We start from the raw sequence: 17,174 nt of genomic DNA, 5'->3' as shown, positions 1-17,174 counted from the left end.
GCACGCATCCCGGGCCGCGGCGTAAAAAGTGCTTATACGTTTTGTATATGAATCGTATATAGTGCCGTCATGGGAATCGTCAAAATCTCCGATCCGTTGCACGAGAGCCTGCGCGTTGCGAGCCAGGCCTTGTCGCGCTCCATCAATGCGCAGGCCGAGCACTGGATGCGCATCGGCATGCTGGCCGAACTGCATCCGCAGCTGAACCACAGCGAGATCTGCCAGCTGCTGATCCGCGCCGAGCAGGAAGGCGGCCTCGACCTGGCGCGCCTGGCCGGCTGGGCTCAACCGGCCAAGGCCAAGGCGAGTGTCAAAGGAGGGCGCGCATGAAGAGCCTCAAGCTGCGCAGCCCCGAGGAAGTCGCCAAGGCCCGCACGGCCGGGCACCTTATTGCCGAGGTGCTGGCCATGCTCAAGCCCCACGTCGTGCCCGGCGTGACGACGGAGGAGCTGGACGACATCTGCCACGACTACATCGTCAACACGCTGAAGTGCATCCCGTCCAACGTGGGCTATCACGGCTTCCCCAAGACGGCCTGCATCTCGCCGAACCATGTCGTCTGCCACGGCATCCCGAGCAAGGACAAGAAGCTGAAGAAGGGCGACATCGTCAACGTGGACGTGACGCTGACCAAGGATGGCTGGTTCGGCGACAGCAGCCGCATGTTCATCGTCGGCGAGGCCAACGTGCTGGCGCGCCGGTTGGTCATGACGACCTACGAAGCCCTGCGCGCCGGCATCCGCCAGGTGCGCCCGGGCGCGACGTTGGGCGACGTGGGCCACGCGATCCAGAAGGTCGCCCACGCGGCCGGCTTCAGCGTCGTGCGCGAGTACGGTGGCCACGGCATCGGCGACGTCTACCACGACGAGCCGCACGTCAACCACTTCGGCCGGCCGGGCGAAGGCTTGCGTCTGCAGGAGGGCATGATCTTCACGATCGAGCCCATGATCAACGCCGGCGGCGCCGGCATCCGAGAGCTGAACGATGGCTGGACGGTCGTCACGCGCGATCACTCTCTGTCGGCGCAGTGGGAGCACATGGTCACGGTGACGAAAGACGGCTTCGAGATCCTGACGCCGTGGCCTGATGGGCCGGGCGACTACCCCGCCATCGACTGAGTTGCCGCCGCGGCAGCGGCCTACTTGAACGCGTCGTTGAGCAGGTTGGCCAGGCGCACGCCGGCCTTGGCGAGAGCCTCTTTCACGACGGGCATGGCGCGGGCGTCGTACTTCGTGTCCAGCACCTCGCCGGTGCCGCCGTGGTCGTTGACGAAGGTCTTCTCGCCGCTGAAGTTGTAGGCCGTGTCCTTGGCCTTGGCGTTGGCCTCGCCGGCCCAGTCTTCGATGGACCCGGCGAACCAGAGCGCCACGTTCTGCGGCGTGATGAGCTTGGCGACTGTCGCCGCGGCCTTGGGCACGGAGGTGCCGCCGAGCTTCTGCACCAGCTGCGTGTCCCAGTAGCTGTGCAGGTTGCTCTGCTTGCTGGACGGCGCGGCCTCGATGGCGACGGCGTTGCCGCCCTGGTCGTGATGGTCGGCCGAGTGCAGCGGCTGATGGATGTCGCCGACGAAATGCACGATGAATTTCAGCGCCAGCGTCTTCTCGGCGGCCGGCGTCGAGGGATCGCCGAGCTCCTGGCGGAACTGCTCCAGCTTGTCGACGGCGCAGGCGTCGGCCGGGCCCTGGCTGGCCGGCGTGCCCGCGGGCAGCGGCGGGCGGCCGAAGCAGGCCTGTTGCAGCGTGCCGCCGTCGGTCTCGATGTCCACGAAATGCCACTGGTGGGTGGCCGTGTAGCGCACCTTGGTCGTGTTTCGGTCGGAATCCCGGTACTTGTCGGCCCACGTCGCGCGGCTGACGAAATCGGGCTTGGTGAGCGCGTCCTTGTCCTGGGCCAGCAGCGCATCGACGGCCTTCCTGGCCTTGGGCGTCAGGCGCTGGTAGGCGAGGGTGGCGACGATCTCATGCCCCTCGTCGCCCCAGGCGAAGGACGGGGTGGGCGCGGCGAGCATGGCGGCTGCGAGGAGGCCAGTGGCGAGAGCGGGACGAAGGCCCATGGTGGTTCTCCGAAAAAGCTGCACACCCGTTGCCGGGACGGATGCGCAGTGTTGTCGGCCTTCGTGACTGATGGAAGACGATGGGACGCAAGGCCATCAGCAATCCTGTGGAGGCTGCGCCGATTAGGTAAGGAGTCTGCGAACGCCGATATCCCGGACCGTGGACTTGTTTGGCGTTCACTTCGCTCATCCCAACCTACCGGGCTTCCACAGCTGCCACCACTTCCGGGGTTCCTGAATCACCGCGAGGGGCGGCGCACTTTTGACATGTGGGCCCGTGACGATGCCATCGCCGCCAATTGAATAGTCGCAGCAGTCTGTTCGTCTCAAGCGGGCAAGGATTCTTGGGTCTTGCCCCCCATATCGGAGCGCATCTACGCAACACACTTCAATCGCGCAACAGGCCTGCTCAATCTCTTCTTCTGTCTCAGGTTGTCTGACGAAGTAGGTATCGGAATTTGTCTCCGTCAGTGGCGCGAGCAGCGTGGGGGCTTTGTTTTCGGGAACGGCGCATGAGAGGCATTGCCCGCACCAGGTTCCGTCGGCGGCGATGTCGCCTAATGTGTAGAACGCCCCAGGTGAGTTCTTGGGAAAGCGGCCGCTGTGTTGAAAGTAGTCGTGGCTCATGACGGGTGTGCTCGTCTCGTGCAAGGCTTTTCGTGAGAACAGGGCTGTGTGTGCTGGACAGCTTCCTGGTGGGGCATTCCAACGCACCGGGCGAGCGCCATGATGCCAGTCAGGCTTGCCCGAGCATGAGATCCCGCGGGTGTCGCCCATCAACCCGCCTGCGGCACCTCCCGCCGCAACTCCATCGCCGCCTCCACCATCCTCCCCAACGCCGCCTCCGTCTCCACCCACCCCCGCGTCTTCAACCCGCAGTCCGGGTTGACCCACAGCAGTGCCGGCGGGATGACCTCGGCGGCCTTCTTCAGCAGCCGCAGCATCTCGGCGGTTTCCGGCACGCGGGGCGAGTGGATGTCGTAGACGCCGGGGCCGATCTCGTTGGGGTAGCGGAAGTCCCCGAAGCCGCGCAGCAACTCCATGTCCGACCGGCTGGTCTCGATGGTGATGACGTCGGCGTCCATCGCGGCAATCTCCGGGAGGATGTCGTTGAACTCCGAGTAGCACATGTGGGTGTGGATCTGCGTGTCGTCGCGCACCGGGCTGGCCGACACGCGGAAGGCGCGGGTGGCCCAGGCGAGGTAGTCGCCCCAAGCGTCGCGGCGCAGCGGCAGGCCTTCGCGGATGGCGGGCTCGTCGATCTGGATGACGGCGATGCCGGCGGCCTCCAGGTCGGCCACCTCGTCGCGGATGGCGAGCGCGATCTGCAGCGCGGTGTCGGCGCGCGGCTGGTCGTCGCGTACGAAGGACCATTGCAGGATGGTGATGGGGCCGGTCAGCATGCCCTTCATCGGCTTGGGCGTGAGGCTTTGCGCGTAGACGGTCCAGCCCACCGTCATTGCCTGGGGACGCGACACGTCGCCGAACAGCACCGGCGGCTTCACGCAGCGGGAGCCGTAGCTCTGCACCCAGCCGTTGGCCGTGAAGGCGAAGCCGGCGAGCTGTTCGCCGAAGTACTCGACCATGTCGTTGCGCTCGGCCTCACCGTGCACGAGCACGTCCAGCCCCAGCGCCTCCTGCTTTCGCACGGCGAGTTCGATCTCGCGGTGCATGGCTTCGTGGTAGGCCGCCTCACTCAGCTCGCCGCGCTTGAAGGCGGCGCGAGCGGCGCGGATCTCGGGTGTCTGCGGGAAGGAGCCGATGGTCGTCGTCGGGAAGGCCGGCAGCCGCAGCCGCTGGCGTTGCGCGGCATGGCGGACGGGGAAGGGCGAGCGGCGCTGGTCGGCGTCTGCCGGCAAGGCCTTCAAGCGTGCACGCACAGTGCCATTGCGAACGCGCCGGCTGGCCACGCGGTCGGCGCGGACTATGCGCGACTCGGCCAGCTCGCGGGCCACGCTTTCCTCGTCACCCCACAGCGCGCGCTTGAGCACGCGCAGCTCGTCCAGCTTCTCGACGGCGCCGGCCAGCCAGCTCTGCAGTTCCGAGTCCAGCGCCTTGTCGTGGCGCAGGCTGAAGGGCACGTGCAGCAGCGAGCACGACGGCGCCACCCAGAGCCGCCCGCCGCGCAGGGCTTTCACATGGCGCAGCTGCACGAGGGCGGCGTCGAGGTCGCTGCGCCAGATGTTGCGGCCGTCGAGGATGCCGACCGACAGCTCGCGGTCCTGCGGCAGCAGGCGGGCGATGGGCAGCAGCTCGGCCGGCGTGCGCACGGCGTCGACGTGCAGGCCGGCGACGGGCAGCTCGCAGGCGAGGTCGAGGTTGTCGCCCAGCGGCGAGAAGTAGGTGGCGAGCAGCAGCGGCTGGCCGACGACGCCCAGGCGCGCATAGGCCTGGCGCAGCGCCTCGCGCCAGGCGGGGGCCAGGTCCAGGCCGAGGATGGGTTCGTCCAGCTGCACCCAGGTCACGCCGCGGGCGGCCAGACGGGTCAGCAGTTGTTCGTAGGCGGGCAGCAGGCGCTTGAGCAGCGCGAGGCGGTCGAAGCCGTCCTGCTTGCTCTTGCCCAGGAACAGGAAGCTCACCGGCCCCAGCAGCGCGACCTTGGGGCTGGCGGGCAGGGCGATGGCCTCATCCACTTCGGCCAGCAGGCGCTCGGCGTTCAGCGTGAAGACCGTGGCGCTGTCGAACTCGGGCACGAGGTAGTGGTAGTTGGTGTCGAACCACTTGGTCATCTCCAGCGCCGGCACGCCGTCGCCGGGCGCGCCGCCGCAGCCGCAGGCCTCGGTGTGGGCGTGCGTGGCCGTGCCGCGGGCCATCGTGAAGTAGCGCTGCAGCGGCGGCTCCTGGCCGGTGAAGCCGAAGCGCGCCGGCTCGCAGCCGAACAGCTGGATCAGGTGGGCGACGTGGTCGTAGAGCGCGAAGTCGCCGACGGTGACGTGGTCCAGCCCGGCGTCCAGCTGCAACTGCCAGTGGCGGGCGCGCAGTGCGGCGGCCTGGGCTTCCAGCTCGGTGGCGAGCAGCTCGCCGCGCCAGTGGCGCTCCAGCGCCGTCTTCAGCTCGCGGTGTTCGCCCATGCGCGGGAAGCCGAGAATATGAGTCTTGATCATGTTGAATCGAATGATGCTGAAATCGATTTGGGATGATCGGCACTCAGGCAGAATGAATCAAACGAAACGTTTTCGCGTTCATCACAAGTCCTGCTCATGCAAACGCCGCTCGAACTCCGCCACCTGCGCACGCTGGTCGCCCTGCGCGAGGCCGGCAACCTGTCGCGCGCGGCGCAATTGCTGAACCTGACCCAATCGGCGCTGTCCCACCAGCTCAAGGGCCTGGAGGAGCACTACGGCGCCGAGCTGTTCGCGCGCAAGAGCAACCCGCTGGCGTTCGGTGTCGTCGGCCAGCGGCTGCTGAAGCTGGCGGACGCCGTGCTGCCGCAGGTCGACGAGGCCGACCGCGACGTGCGCCGGCTGGTGGACGGTTCGGCCGGCCAGTTGCGCATCGCCGTGGAGTGCCACACCTGCTTCGACTGGTTGATGCCGGCGATGGACGCCTTCCGCGAGCGCTGGCCCGAGGTGGAGCTGGACATCGTGTCCGGCTTCCAGGCCGACCCGGTGGGCCTGCTGCACCAGGACCGCGCCGAGCTGGCCATCGTGTCGGACGTGGATGCCGACGAGACCGGCGTCGCCGTGCACCCGCTGTTCAGCTTCGAGATCGTCGCGCTGCTGCCCAAGGGGCACGCCTTGCTGGCCAAACCCTGGCTGGAGGCAGCCGACTTTGCCGGCCAGACGCTCATCACCTACCCGGTGCCCGACGAGATGCTCGACCTCGTGCGCCGCGTGCTGCAACCCGCCGGCATCATGCCGCCGCGGCGCACCAGCGAGCTGACGGTGGCGATGCTGCAGCTCGTCGCCAGCGGCCGGGGCATCGCGGCGCTGCCGCTGTGGGCCGTGGAGGGCTACCTGGCGCGCGGCTACGTGGCGCGGCAGCGCATCGGCGAGGGCGGGCTCACGGGGCGGCTTTACGCCGTCAGCACCGAAGGCCTGGCCGCCAAGCCTTTCCTGGCAGACTTCGTGCGGCTGATGCGCGAGACCTCGCTGCTGAACCTGGCCGGTGTGAGCCTGCTGTAGGCCTGCCGCTGCCGGGCGGCCGTCGTCAGCGCCGTCCTACGCGCCTGTGGCGGGGTGCCCGACGGCAACTGTCACATCCGTTCTGCATGATGCTTCCCATGTCGCAGAACCTGTCTTCCTCCGCGCCGCTGCAGGCGCTGCCGGTCGCGGCCGACGACGTCGTCGACGCCGACCTCGATGTCAGCCTCAGCACGCCGTCCACCGTCGTCGTCAGCGCCCGGCTCGAAGTCGAGGCGCTGGACGCGAGCGGCCCGCACAGCCTGGACCTCGCGCTGGTCATCCCGCGCTCGCAGTGCCGCGGAGAGCGCCCGCGCCTGGGTGCGCTGCTGGACGCCGCCCATGCCGCCGTGGCCCGCGCGATGCGGGCTGGCACCACACCGCTGGTCGGCCTGCCGCGCCGCGTTGTCACGCTGGTGGCCGGCGAGCCGCACCTGATCCCGGTCTTCTGACTCAGGCGGCAGCGACTGGCGCGGGCCGTGCGCCCAGCCGGTCGCGCAGCCGCAGGCCCGGCCGCTCGACCGCGTGGTGCAGCGCCGCGCCGGCCGCGAGGATCGCAACTGCATAGACCGGGAACAGTGCCAGACCCTGCAACGGCAGCGCCGGCGCCAGCCATTCGTGCACGGCGTGCATGGCCAGCTTGTGGCTCAGGTAGACGCTGTAGGAGATGCCCGCCAGCCAGCCCGCGCCCGGCACGGTCCAGCGCCCCAGCCAGCCCAGCGGCGCCGTGGCCGACAGCACCACCAGCCCGAAGCCGGCCGACAGCAGCGGCCAGCCCACGGTGTTGGCGGGCAGGCCGGTGCGGTCGCGGAACAGCCACAGCGCGGCGCCGGCCAGCGTCATCCCGCCCAGCAGCAGCGCCGTCGACCGGGCCTGCAGCCGGGCCCACAGCGCCGGCCGGTACACCTGCAGCGTGGCCAGCACGATGCCGGTCAGCAGACCGTCCAGGCGCGTCCAGGTGGGGTAGTAGATGTCCTCGACGAACCAGGCACGTTGCGGCTGCTGCGCGTCGTCGTGCAGCCAGATGCCGGCGCGCAGAGCGATGCCTCCCAGCACGATCAGCAGGCACAGCGCGGTGAAGCGGGTGGCCGAGGGGCGCCGCGTGAGCGCGAGCGCCAGCAGCGGCACCACGAGGTAGAAGTGCTCCTCCACGCACAGCGACCAGGCGTGCGAGAACGCCTGGTTCTGGCCGTAGTCGACGAACAGGTTGAGCGTGAAGGTCGCGAACTGCCACCAGGCCTCCAGCCCCGGCGCCTCGCGCAATGCGGGGAAGGCCAGGTAGACGGCCAGCACCACCCAGAAGGCCGGCAGGATGCGCCAGGCCCGGCGCCAGTAGAAGTCGCGCAGCGACAGCGCTTCACCACGCCGCAGTGCGCGCAGCAGTTGCGAGCCGATCAGGAAGCCGCTGAGCACGAAGAAGATGTCCACGCCCGCCCAGCCGAACCGGGTGAGCCACTGCCAGTCGGGGCCCAGGCCGCCGATCAGGAAGGTGTGGAAGCACATGACCCAGACGATGGCAATGCTGCGCAGCAGGTCGAGGCCAGGGAGGCGATGCATGGTCGGGAGTCTTTGCGTGAGGCTGGGAGGCGCGGCAGGATATCGTCAGGCCCAGGGGGCACCGCTCTCGCAGCTGCCGCCGGTCAAGACCTGGTTTGGCGCCCCGAATGTCAGCGCAGAGGCGGCTAGCCGGACGGGCGTGTTCAACGCCTCGGTCACCAGCATCGGCATGCCGGCGGGCGGCACGTAGACGGAAACCGAGATGTTCCGGCGTCCGCTGACGCCTGAAGAAGACAGCCGGGCAGGGCGGCTCAAGGTGAACATTGCGCAGTCCATCTTCGAGGGGCAGCGGCGCGGTGACGGGCGCAACAACCCCAACGGGTGGGTGGCGGCCGACGAGGCTCTGGTGCGCGAGGCGGAGCTGCTCTTTCAGAAAACCGAGCTGTCGATCGGCGGCTACGAACTCACGCTGCTGGCTGATGTCAACGGGCGCGAGCCGGTGCTCAAGCGGCTGTCTCTGGTCATCTACGACTACCACCTGCTGACACTGGCCTCGCAGATGAGCGACATCAAGTACGGCGCCGGCATCACCATGCCCATGAATCCCGCCAAGGAACTCTGGGTCATCACGAGCAACCTGCCCTGAGCGGGGCAGGTTGCTCGGTGGGCCGCCGACGGCCGCGCCGGATGGTCAGGCGGCCAGCAACTGCCTCAGCACGAAGGGCAGGATGCCGCCATGCTTGTAGTAGTCCACCTCGATGGCCGTGTCGATGCGCAGCGTCAGCGTGACGGCCTGCGTCGTGCCGTCGGCGCGGGTGATCGTCATCCAGGCGTCGCCTTGCGGCCTGATGTCGTCGGCGAGCTTGATGTCGATCGTCTCGGCGCCAGTCAGCCCCAGGCTTTCCCAGCTGTCGCCGGGCTTGAACTGCAGCGGCAGCACGCCCATGCCGATGAGGTTGCTGCGGTGGATGCGCTCGAAGCTCTTGGCCACCACCGCCTTGATGCCCAGCAGCTGCGTGCCCTTGGCCGCCCAGTCGCGGCTGGAGCCGGTGCCGTACTCCTCGCCGGCGAAGACGACGGTGGGCGTGCCCTCGGCGATGTAGGCCATCGCGGCGTCGTAGATGGTCGTCTGCTCGCCGTTCTTCAGCGTGAAGCCACCCTCCACGCGTGAGCCGTCCTCGCGGGCCGGCAGCATCAGGTTCTTCACGCGCACGTTGGCGAAGGTGCCGCGCATCATCACGTCGTGGTTGCCGCGGCGCGCGCCGTAGGAGTTGAAGTCGGCCTTCTGCACGCCGTTCTCGGTCAGGAACTTGCCCGCGGGCGTCGTCTCCTTGAAAGAGCCGGCCGGGCTGATGTGGTCGGTGGTGATGGAGTCGCCGAACAGCGCCATGACCTTCGCACCCTTGACGCCTGACACCAGCTGCCTGGGCTCCATCGTGAAGCCCTCGAAGAACGGCGGCTGGGCGATGTAGGTGCTCTTGGGCCAGTTGTAGACCTGGCCCTTGACGCCCTTGATCGCATCCCACAGCTTGCCGGGCTTCTTGGCGACCTTGTCGTAGTTCTCCTTGAAGGCCTTCGCGTTCATCGCGTACTTCATCAGTGCGTAGATCTCGTCGCTGGTGGGCCAGATGTCGCCGAGGTAGACGGGCTTGCCCTTCCTGCCGACGCCGACCGGCTCGGTCATCAGGTCGCGGGTCACGTTGCCGGCGATGGCGTAGGCCACCACCAACGGCGGGCTGGCCAGGAAGTTGGCCTTCAGGTTGGGGTGGATGCGCGCCTCGAAGTTGCGGTTGCCCGACAGCACGGCGGCGCAGACGAGGTCGTTGTCCTGGATGAGCTTGTTCAGCTCCGGCGTCAGGTCGCCGGCGTTGCCGATGCAGGTCGTGCAGCCGTAGGCCGCGACGTTGAAGCCGAGCTTCTCGAGGTAGGGCAGCAGGCCGGCTTTCTCCAGGTACTCGGTGACGATGCGCGAGCCCGGGGCCAGCGAGGTCTTGATGTGGGGCTGGACCTTGAGGCCGGCTTCGACCGCCTTCTTGGCCAGCAGGCCGGCGGCCAGCAGCACGCCGGGGTTGCTGGTGTTGGTGCAGGACGTGATGGCGGCGATCAGCACGTCGCCGTTCCTGATCTCCAGGCCGGACTCGGTCTTGAAGGTCTTGCCGAGTTTGTCGGCGGGCTGGTTGAAGCCGTTCTCTGCCACGGGCTTGCTGAAGAGCTCGCCGAACTTGGACGACAGGTGCGTGATCTCGATGCGGTCCTGCGGGCGCTTGGGGCCGGCTAGGCTGGGCGCGACGGTACCCAGGTCAAGGGTTACGACGGAGGTGTAGTCCAGCTCGCCCTTCTTCGGGATGCCGAACATGCCCTGCGCCTTCCAGTAGGCCTCGAAGGCTTCGATCTCGGCCTTGCTGCGGCCTGTGCCCTTGAAATACTCGACGGTCTTCTCGTCGACCGGGAAGAAACCCATCGTCGCGCCGTACTCGGGCGCCATGTTGCCGATGGTGGCGCGGTCCGGCAGCGACAGGCTGGCCGTGCCCTCGCCGAAGAACTCGACGAACTTGCCGACGACCTTGTGCTTGCGCAGGATCTCGGTGACGGTCAGCACCAGGTCGGTGGCCGTCACGCCTTCTCGCAGCTGGCCGGTCAGCTCGAAGCCGACGACGTCCGGCGTCAGGAAGTAGACCGGCTGGCCCAGCATGCCGGCCTCGGCCTCGATGCCGCCGACGCCCCAGGCGACGACACCGATGCCGTTGATCATCGTCGTGTGGCTGTCCGTGCCGACGAGGCTATCGGGGTAGTAGACGCCGTCCCTGGTCTTGTGAACGCCGCGCGCCAGGTATTCGAGGTTAACCTGGTGCACGATGCCGAAGCCGGGCGGCACGACGCCGAAGGTGTCGAAGGCCTGCATGCCCCACTTCATGAATTCGTAGCGCTCGCGGTTGCGCTCGAACTCCAGCTTCATGTTGAGGTCCAGCGCCTTCTTGGTGCCGTAGTGGTCGATCATGACCGAGTGGTCGACGACCAGGTCCACCGGCACCAGCGGCTCGATGGTCTTGGGGTTCTTGCCCAGGCTGGCTGCGACGTTGCGCATGGCGGCCAGGTCGGCCAGCAGCGGCACGCCGGTGAAGTCCTGCAGCACGACGCGGGCGACGACGAAGGGGATCTCGTCGACCCGGTCGGCCACCGGCTTCCAGTTGGCCAGCTGCTCGACGTGCTCGGCCGTCACCTTCTTGCCGTCGCAGTTGCGCAGCACGCTTTCCAGCACGATGCGCATGGAGACGGGCATTCGCGCCACGTTGGGATGGCTCTCGGCCAGCTTGGGCAGCGAGAAGAACTGGCCGGACTTGCCGGACGCGGTCTTGAACTCGGCCTGGGTGTGGGCAAACGCGTGGATCGATGTGACGGCCTTGGGTTTCGGCATGGTTACTCCTTTACGATGCCGGGCGATTTTGGCGAGCTTGTTGTGACTTGTGTGAAACCCGGCCTTAGGAGTCAGCCTTGACGGCTCCATCTGCTCGCCCCCGGCTCTTTCCGCTGACCTGGCCGCTGCTGCTCGAACTGCTGCTGGGCATCGGTATCGGCATCATCGGCACAGGCCTGGCGGCCCGGCTGTCGGATGACAGCGGCGCCGCCTTCGGCCTGGCCAATCAGGTCTTCGCGGCCATCTTCGTGCTGTTTCGCGTCATCGGTGCTGGCGTCAGCGTGGCCGTCACGCAGGCGCTGGGCGCCGGCCGGCGCGACCAGGCGGATGCCGTCGCCCGCGCCGTCGTCGGCGCCAGCACCTGGCTGGGCGCGGGCGGTGCCGTGATGGCGCTGCTGGCGGCCGGGCCGTTGCTGCAGCTGGTGAACGCGCCTGCCGAAGTGGCGCCGCTGGCTCGCGTGCTGCTGCAGGCCCTGGCCCCGGCGCTGCTGATCGACGCGATGAACGCGACGATGTCCAGCGTCATGCGCGCCCACTTGCGCAGCCGCGAGGCGCTGGCGGTGGTCATCGTCATCCAGATCGTCACGCTGACCGTCGCGCTGCTGGCCATGCCCTACCTGGGCCTGCCGGGCTACGCGCTGGCTTGCCTGTGCGGCCGTGGCACCGGCATGGCGCTGCACATCGTGCTCTGGCGCAGCCGGCTGAACCTGCGACTGCGCGGGGAGGACTGGTGGCGCCTGAAGCGCGCGCCGCTGGCCACCGTGCTGCACATCGGCGTCCCGGGCGCGGCGGAGAACATCTCCTGGCGCCTGGCCTTCATGACCAGCCTCGCCGCCGTGGCCCACTTGGGTGCGCTGGCGCTGGCGACGCACGCGTACACGATGCAGTTCCTGCAATTCATCCTGATCTTCGGGCTGGCCGTCGCCTTCGCGGTGGAGATCCTGGTCGGGCACATGATCGGGGCGGGGGAGCTGCACGCGGCGTACAGAATGGTGCGCAAGGCGCTGGGGCTCGGCATCGTCGTCGCGCTGGTGGTGTCCAGCAGCTTCGCGTTGGCGGGGCCGTGGCTGCTGAAGAAGTTCACGGCCGACCGGCAGATCATCGAGCTGGGCAGCACGCTGCTGTGGTGGACGGTGCTGGTGGAGCCGGGCCGCGTGTTCAACATGGTTGTCATCAACGCGCTGCGGGCCGCGGGCGATGCACGCTACCCCGTCATCGCCGGGGCAGCCTCCATGGCGCTGGTGCTGGCCGGGGGCAGCTGGTTCCTGGGCGTGCACCTTGGCTGGGGGCTGGTTGGCGTGTGGATTGCTTATGCCGCTGACGAGTGGATTCGAGGCCTTCTTATGTGGCGCCGTTGGGCGACACTGGGCTGGCTGCCCCACGCCCGTGCATCGCACCGAAAACTGCGGCGGGCCAAGGCAGGGTAATCCGTATTTTTCTGGTCAGTAGAAATTGAGGGATGTTTTCTACAATGCGCGCTTTTCGCCCTGCCCAACGCCAACCCATGAAGTTCGCTCTGCCCCGTCTCTCCCTGGCCCTGATGCTCGCCTGCGGCGCGGCCCAGGCCCAGCAGCCCGCGGTGATCTTCGACATGGGCGGCAAGTTCGACAAATCCTTCAACCAGTCGGCCTACCAGGGCGCCGAGCAGTGGAAGAAGGAAACCGGCAAGGCCTATCTCGAGTTCGAGATCAGCAACGACACCCAGCGTGTGCAGGCCATCCGCCGCATGGCCGAGAAGGGCGCCAGCCCCATCATCAGCGTCGGCTTCGCCCAGGCGTCGGCACTGCAGCAGGTGGCCAAGGACTTCCCCAAGACCCAGTTCGCCATCATCGACGCGCAGGTGAACCTGCCCAACGTGCAGTCGCTGCTCTTCAAGGAACATGAGGGCAGCTACCTGGTCGGTGCCATCGCGGCCCTGGCCACCAAGACCAACAAGGTCGGCTTCGTCGGCGGCATGGACATCCCGCTGATCCGCAAGTTCCAGTGCGGCTACGAGCAGGGTGCCAAGGCGACCAACCCGAAGATCGAGGTGTTCTCGAACATGACGGGCACCACGTCCACCGCCTGGAACGACCCGACCCGCGGCGGCGAACTGGCCAAGGCCCAGTTCACCAAGGGCTCGGACATCGTCTTCGCCGCGGCCGGCGGCACCGGCGTGGGCGTCTACCAGGCCGCCAAGGACGCCGGCAAGCTGGCCATCGGCGTGGACAGCAACCAGAACCACCTGCAGCCCGGCACGATGCTGACCTCCATGGTCAAGCGCGTGGACGTCGCCGTCTACAACGTGCTCAAGGGCTGGAAGCCCGGCGTGCAGGTGCTGGGCCTGAAGGAAGGCGGCGTGGACTACGCGCTGGACAACGACAACGCCAAGCTCATCCCGGCGCCGCTGAAGGCCAAGGTCGACACGATCAAGGCCGACATCGTGGCCGGCAAGATCAAGGTGGCCGACTACATGGCCGACAACGCCTGCAAGTTCTGAGCGGCAGCGTGGTCACCCCCGCTGTTCGCCTGCAGGCGATCTCCAAGCGCTTCGGCGCCGTCCAGGCCAACCGCGAGGTGTCGTTCGACGTTGCGGCCGGCAGCGTTCATGGCCTCGTCGGCGAGAACGGCGCCGGCAAAAGCACGCTGATGGCCATCCTGTACGGCTACTACCACGCTGACTCCGGGACCATCGAGGTCAACGGCCAGCAGGTCCACATCGCCAACTCGCAACAGGCCATTCAGTTGGGCATCGGCATGGTCCACCAGCACTTCATGCTGGTGGAGACGCTGACCTGCCTGGAAAACATCATGCTGGGCGCCGAGGGCGGCTTCTTCCTGACGCCCTCCAAAGCCAAGGTCAGGGCCAAGCTTGAAGCGCTGATGCAAGAGACCGGCCTGCATGTGCAGCTCGACGCCGTCGTGGCCGACCTGCCCGTGGGCGAGCTGCAGCGGCTGGAGATCCTGAAGGCGCTGTACCGCGGCGCCAAGATCCTGATCCTCGACGAGCCCACCGCGGTGCTGACCCCGCAGGAGACCGACCAGCTCTTCGTCACGCTGCGCCGGCTGCAGCAACTGGGCACGACGCTCATCCTCATCACGCACAAGCTGCGCGAGGTGATGAGCCTGTGCGGCGCCGTCACGGTGATGCGCGCCGGCCAGGTCGTCGAGACACGGCCCATCGCGCAGTGGAGCGAGGAGTCGCTGGCCGAATCCATGGTGGGCCGCAAGGTCACGCTCGGGCGGCCCGAGGGTCTGGAGATCAAGACCGGCGAGGTGCGCCTGCAGGCCAGTGGCTTGAACCTCAAGCACGCCAATGGCGTCGCCGCGTTGAAGGACGTGAGCCTGACGCTGAAGGCCGGCGAGATCGTCGGCGTGGCCGGCGTGTCGGGCAATGGCCAGAGCGAGCTGCTGGAAGTGCTCAGCGGCCTGCGCGCGCCCGAGGGCGGCAGCCTGTCGTTGGGCGGCAAGTCGTTCACGCCGGATGCCTGGCTGGACACGGCGCAAGCCCGCCAGCTGCGACTGGCCCATGTGCCGGAAGACCGCCACGCCGTCGGCCTGGTCATGAGCTTCCCGGCCTGGGAATCCGCCGTGCTGGGCTATCAGAACCTGCCCAAGTACCGCAAGGGCGCGGCTATGGACCACGCCGCGATGCGCGACGCAACGCGCCAGATGCAGGAGCGCTTCGACGTGCGCCCGCGCGACGAAAACCTGGGTTCGTCTAAGTTCTCCGGCGGCAACCAGCAGAAGCTCATCCTCGCCCGCGAGATCGGCGAGCAACCGACAGTCTTGCTGGTGGGCCAGCCCACGCGTGGCGTCGACATCGGTGCCATCGAGTTCATCCACGGCCAGCTGCGCGCGCTGCGTGACGCCGGCTGTGCGGTGCTGCTGGTCAGCAGCGAGCTGGACGAGATCCTGGCGCTGGCGGATCGCGTCGTCGTCATGAACTGCGGCCGGATCACCGGTGAACTCGCCATCGAGGACTGCGACGAAAAACGATTGGGCCTCTTGATGGCCGCACAAGAAGAACGAGCGGCCGCATGAGCCAACCTATTCAACTCCCGAAGTGGATCGACATCGGCCTGCTGCCGCTGTGGAACCTCGCCATCGCGCTGGTCGTGGCCGGCCTCGTCGTCATGGTCATCGGCCACAGCCCCTGGCAGGCGCTGACCGTGCTGCTGAACGGTGCCTTGGGCAGCGTGCGCGGCCTGGGCTACTCGTTGTACTACGCGACGACCTTCATCTTCACGGGCCTCGCGGTGGCGGTCGCCATCCACGCCGGGCTGTTCAACATCGGCGGTGAAGGCCAGGCGACGCTGGGCGGCGTGGGCGTGGCGCTGGTCGCGCTGTGGCTGGGTGCCAAGCTGCCGGCCATCGTCATGCTGCCGCTGCTGGTCGTCGCCGCGGCGCTGTTCGGCATGCTATGGGCGGCGCTGCCGGCCTATCTGCAGGCCTGGCGCGGCAGCCACATCGTCATCACGACGATCATGTTCAACTTCCTTGCCGCCGGCCTGAACAGCTATCTGCTCGTGAACTGGCTGCGCCCGGCCGGCAGCATGGCGGTCGAGTCCGCGGACTTTGCCGACAGCGCCCGCATGCCGGCGCTGCACCAGATCGCCGCCGCGCTGGGCTACGAGCTGCCGTCGTCGCCGCTGAACCTCAGCCTCGTCATCGCGCTGGTCGCCTGCGTCTTCGTCGGCTGGTTCCTGTGGAAGAGCGCCGCCGGCTATGCGGTCCGCGCTGTCGGCAGCGCGCCACGCGCGGCCCATTACGCGGGCATCCGCCCGCGGGCCCAGGTGTTGCTGGCGATGGCCATCTCCGGCGCACTGGCCGGCATGGTCGGCATCAACGAGATCTCGGGCGTGCAGGGCAAGCTGACGCTGGACTTCGTCGCCGGCGCCGGCTTCACCGGCATCGCCGTGTCGCTGATGGGCCGCAACCATCCGTTCGGCATCGTGCTGGCGTCGCTGCTGTTCGGCGTGCTGTACCAGGGCGGTGTCGAGGTGTCGTTCGAGCTGCAGGGCTTCAGCCGCGAGATGGTCGTCACGGCGCAAGGCCTGATCGTGCTGTTCTCGGGCGCGATGGCCACGGTCAGCGCGCCGCTGTTCGCGCGCATCTATGCGAAGTTGAAGGGAGGCCGCTGATGGATGAAGTCCTCATCGCCTCGGTGATCGCCTCGACGCTGCGCGTCAGCGCACCGCTGCTGCTGTGCGCGATGGCGGGCGTGCTGTCCGAGCGCGCCGGCGTCATCGACCTGGGCCTGGAAGGCAAGATGCTGTTCGCCGCCTTCGCCGCGGCAGCGACGGCCTCCGTCACGCACTCCACGGGCCTGGGCCTGCTGGCTGCCATCGCCGTGGCCAGCCTGGCGTCCATGGTGCATGGCTTCGCCTGCGTGACGAACCGGGGCGACCAGGTTGTCTCGGGCGTCGCGCTGAACATGATCGCCGCCGGCCTGACCGTCGTGCTGGGCATCGCCTGGTTCCAGCAGGGCGGTCAGACGCCGCCCATCGACCCGGATGTGCGTCTGACGGCGCTGGCGCCGGCCTTTGCCGAGCCGCAGGCCGGCCACTGGTTCGAGTCCATCGTCGGCCATGGTTTCCTGAGTCACAACGTGCTGGTCTACGTCGCCTTCCTGATGGTGGGTGTCGTCTGGTTCTTCCTCGAACGCACGCGCCCTGGCCTGCGGCTGCGCGCCGTGGGCGAGAACCCGGCCATGGTCGAAGCTGCCGGCATGTCCGTACAAGGCCTGCGTTACCAGGCGCTGCTGATGAACGGCGTGCTGTGCGGCCTGGCGGGTTCCTACCTGACGCTGGCGCAGAACGCGTCCTTCTCGCCCAACATGACGGCCGGCCGCGGCTTCATCGCGCTGGCCGCGATGATCTTCGGCAAGTGGAAGCCGCTGCCGACGCTGGGCGCCTGCCTGCTGTTCGGCTTCCTGGACGCGATGGCCATCCGCATGCAGGGTGTGCAGCTGCCGGGCATCGGCGAGGTGCCGGTGCAGCTGATCCAGGCGCTGCCCTACATCTTGACTGTCGTTCTGCTCGCTGGCTTCATTGGCTCCGCCATCGCGCCGAAGGCGTTGGGCCGCCCTTACGTGAAGGAGCGTTGA

The 17,174-nt window shown here is 67.9% G+C and carries 14 protein-coding genes; 10 read left to right on the top strand and 4 right to left on the bottom strand.

Annotation, left to right across the window (positions count from 1 at the left end):
- Window positions 1-69: 69 nt before the first annotated feature.
- Together ACG04R_RS04955 and map are read left to right on the top strand one after the other, a co-directional pair.
- Window positions 70-330, top strand: a complete 261-nt coding sequence (locus ACG04R_RS04955) for a ParD-like family protein (RefSeq protein WP_394406865.1) — start codon at window positions 70-72, stop codon at window positions 328-330.
- Window positions 327-1,118, top strand: a complete 792-nt coding sequence (gene map / locus ACG04R_RS04950; RefSeq protein ID WP_394406863.1) for a type I methionyl aminopeptidase — start codon at window positions 327-329, stop codon at window positions 1,116-1,118. Before ACG04R_RS04955 ends, map begins: the two co-directional genes overlap by 4 nt.
- A 20-nt stretch (window positions 1,119-1,138) precedes the next feature.
- Here map and ACG04R_RS04945 read toward each other — a convergent pair whose 3' ends face one another.
- Entirely contained in the window at window positions 1,139-2,053 is a 915-nt protein-coding gene (locus ACG04R_RS04945) for a S1/P1 nuclease (protein WP_394406862.1), read from the bottom strand.
- Window positions 2,054-2,829: 776 nt separating this feature from the next.
- Window positions 2,830-5,157 (bottom strand): 5-methyltetrahydropteroyltriglutamate--homocysteine S-methyltransferase, encoded by a 2,328-nt coding sequence (gene metE, locus ACG04R_RS04940; protein ID WP_394406860.1) that lies wholly within the window; start codon window positions 5,155-5,157, stop codon window positions 2,830-2,832.
- A 96-nt stretch (window positions 5,158-5,253) separates the two neighbouring features.
- On the opposite strand from metE, the gene ACG04R_RS04935 reads away from it, so the two are divergent.
- Together ACG04R_RS04935 and ACG04R_RS04930 are read left to right on the top strand one after the other, a co-directional pair.
- Entirely contained in the window at window positions 5,254-6,177 is a 924-nt protein-coding gene (locus tag ACG04R_RS04935; protein ID WP_394406858.1) for a LysR family transcriptional regulator, read from the top strand.
- A 98-nt stretch (window positions 6,178-6,275) separates the two neighbouring features.
- On the top strand, window positions 6,276-6,626 hold the full coding sequence (locus ACG04R_RS04930) for a hypothetical protein (RefSeq protein WP_394406856.1): 351 nt from the start codon (window positions 6,276-6,278) through the stop codon (window positions 6,624-6,626).
- A 1-nt stretch (window position 6,627) separates the two neighbouring features.
- Here the strand turns inward: ACG04R_RS04930 and ACG04R_RS04925 are convergent, their stop codons facing one another.
- Complete coding sequence (locus ACG04R_RS04925; protein WP_394406855.1) at window positions 6,628-7,731, bottom strand: acyltransferase family protein; 1,104 nt, start codon at window positions 7,729-7,731, stop codon at window positions 6,628-6,630.
- Window positions 7,732-7,933: 202 nt separating this feature from the next.
- Here ACG04R_RS04925 and ACG04R_RS04920 point away from each other — a divergent pair, with 202 nt between their 5' ends.
- A complete protein-coding gene (locus ACG04R_RS04920; protein WP_394406853.1) occupies window positions 7,934-8,317 on the top strand; it encodes a hypothetical protein in 384 nt (127 codons plus the stop codon).
- A gap of 45 nt (window positions 8,318-8,362) precedes the next feature.
- Here ACG04R_RS04920 and acnA read toward each other — a convergent pair whose 3' ends face one another.
- Complete coding sequence (acnA, locus tag ACG04R_RS04915) at window positions 8,363-11,086, bottom strand: aconitate hydratase AcnA (protein ID WP_394406851.1); 2,724 nt, start codon at window positions 11,084-11,086, stop codon at window positions 8,363-8,365.
- Window positions 11,087-11,163: 77 nt separating this feature from the next.
- Here acnA and ACG04R_RS04910 point away from each other — a divergent pair, with 77 nt between their 5' ends.
- From ACG04R_RS04910 to ACG04R_RS04890, 5 genes are all read left to right on the top strand, one after another.
- Complete coding sequence (locus ACG04R_RS04910; protein ID WP_394406849.1) at window positions 11,164-12,513, top strand: MATE family efflux transporter; 1,350 nt, start codon at window positions 11,164-11,166, stop codon at window positions 12,511-12,513.
- A gap of 77 nt (window positions 12,514-12,590) precedes the next feature.
- The gene (locus ACG04R_RS04905) at window positions 12,591-13,565 is read left to right on the top strand and encodes a BMP family lipoprotein (RefSeq protein WP_394406847.1); all 975 of its coding nucleotides are present in this window, start codon (window positions 12,591-12,593) and stop codon (window positions 13,563-13,565) included.
- 8 nt (window positions 13,566-13,573) lie between these two features.
- The gene (locus tag ACG04R_RS04900) at window positions 13,574-15,109 is read left to right on the top strand and encodes an ABC transporter ATP-binding protein (RefSeq protein ID WP_394406845.1); all 1,536 of its coding nucleotides are present in this window, start codon (window positions 13,574-13,576) and stop codon (window positions 15,107-15,109) included.
- Complete coding sequence (locus tag ACG04R_RS04895; protein WP_394406843.1) at window positions 15,106-16,209, top strand: ABC transporter permease; 1,104 nt, start codon at window positions 15,106-15,108, stop codon at window positions 16,207-16,209. The genes ACG04R_RS04900 and ACG04R_RS04895 overlap by 4 nt, the downstream gene beginning before the upstream one ends.
- The gene (locus ACG04R_RS04890; RefSeq protein ID WP_394406841.1) at window positions 16,209-17,174 is read left to right on the top strand and encodes an ABC transporter permease; all 966 of its coding nucleotides are present in this window, start codon (window positions 16,209-16,211) and stop codon (window positions 17,172-17,174) included. The genes ACG04R_RS04895 and ACG04R_RS04890 overlap by 1 nt, the downstream gene beginning before the upstream one ends.

Origin of the sequence: Pelomonas candidula (assembly GCF_043555985.1) — a bacterium.
Lineage (GTDB): Bacteria > Pseudomonadota > Gammaproteobacteria > Burkholderiales > Burkholderiaceae_C > Pelomonas > Pelomonas candidula.
This window is presented reverse-complemented; position numbering and strand designations above follow the sequence as displayed.

Bases quoted from the DNA above. Each gene is read 5' to 3' on its own strand.
- ACG04R_RS04955 (WP_394406865.1), top strand. From the start codon at position 70: ATGGGAATCGTCAAAATCTCCGATCCGTTGCACGAGAGCCTGCGCGTT.
- map (WP_394406863.1), top strand. From the start codon at position 327: ATGAAGAGCCTCAAGCTGCGCAGCCCCGAGGAAGTCGCCAAGGCCCGC.
- ACG04R_RS04945 (WP_394406862.1), bottom strand. From the start codon at position 2,053: ATGGGCCTTCGTCCCGCTCTCGCCACTGGCCTCCTCGCAGCCGCCATG.
- metE (WP_394406860.1), bottom strand. From the start codon at position 5,157: ATGATCAAGACTCATATTCTCGGCTTCCCGCGCATGGGCGAACACCGC.
- ACG04R_RS04935 (WP_394406858.1), top strand. From the start codon at position 5,254: ATGCAAACGCCGCTCGAACTCCGCCACCTGCGCACGCTGGTCGCCCTG.
- ACG04R_RS04930 (WP_394406856.1), top strand. From the start codon at position 6,276: ATGTCGCAGAACCTGTCTTCCTCCGCGCCGCTGCAGGCGCTGCCGGTC.
- ACG04R_RS04925 (WP_394406855.1), bottom strand. From the start codon at position 7,731: ATGCATCGCCTCCCTGGCCTCGACCTGCTGCGCAGCATTGCCATCGTC.
- ACG04R_RS04920 (WP_394406853.1), top strand. From the start codon at position 7,934: ATGTTCCGGCGTCCGCTGACGCCTGAAGAAGACAGCCGGGCAGGGCGG.
- acnA (WP_394406851.1), bottom strand. From the start codon at position 11,086: ATGCCGAAACCCAAGGCCGTCACATCGATCCACGCGTTTGCCCACACC.
- ACG04R_RS04905 (WP_394406847.1), top strand. From the start codon at position 12,591: ATGAAGTTCGCTCTGCCCCGTCTCTCCCTGGCCCTGATGCTCGCCTGC.
- ACG04R_RS04895 (WP_394406843.1), top strand. From the start codon at position 15,106: ATGAGCCAACCTATTCAACTCCCGAAGTGGATCGACATCGGCCTGCTG.
- ACG04R_RS04890 (WP_394406841.1), top strand. From the start codon at position 16,209: ATGGATGAAGTCCTCATCGCCTCGGTGATCGCCTCGACGCTGCGCGTC.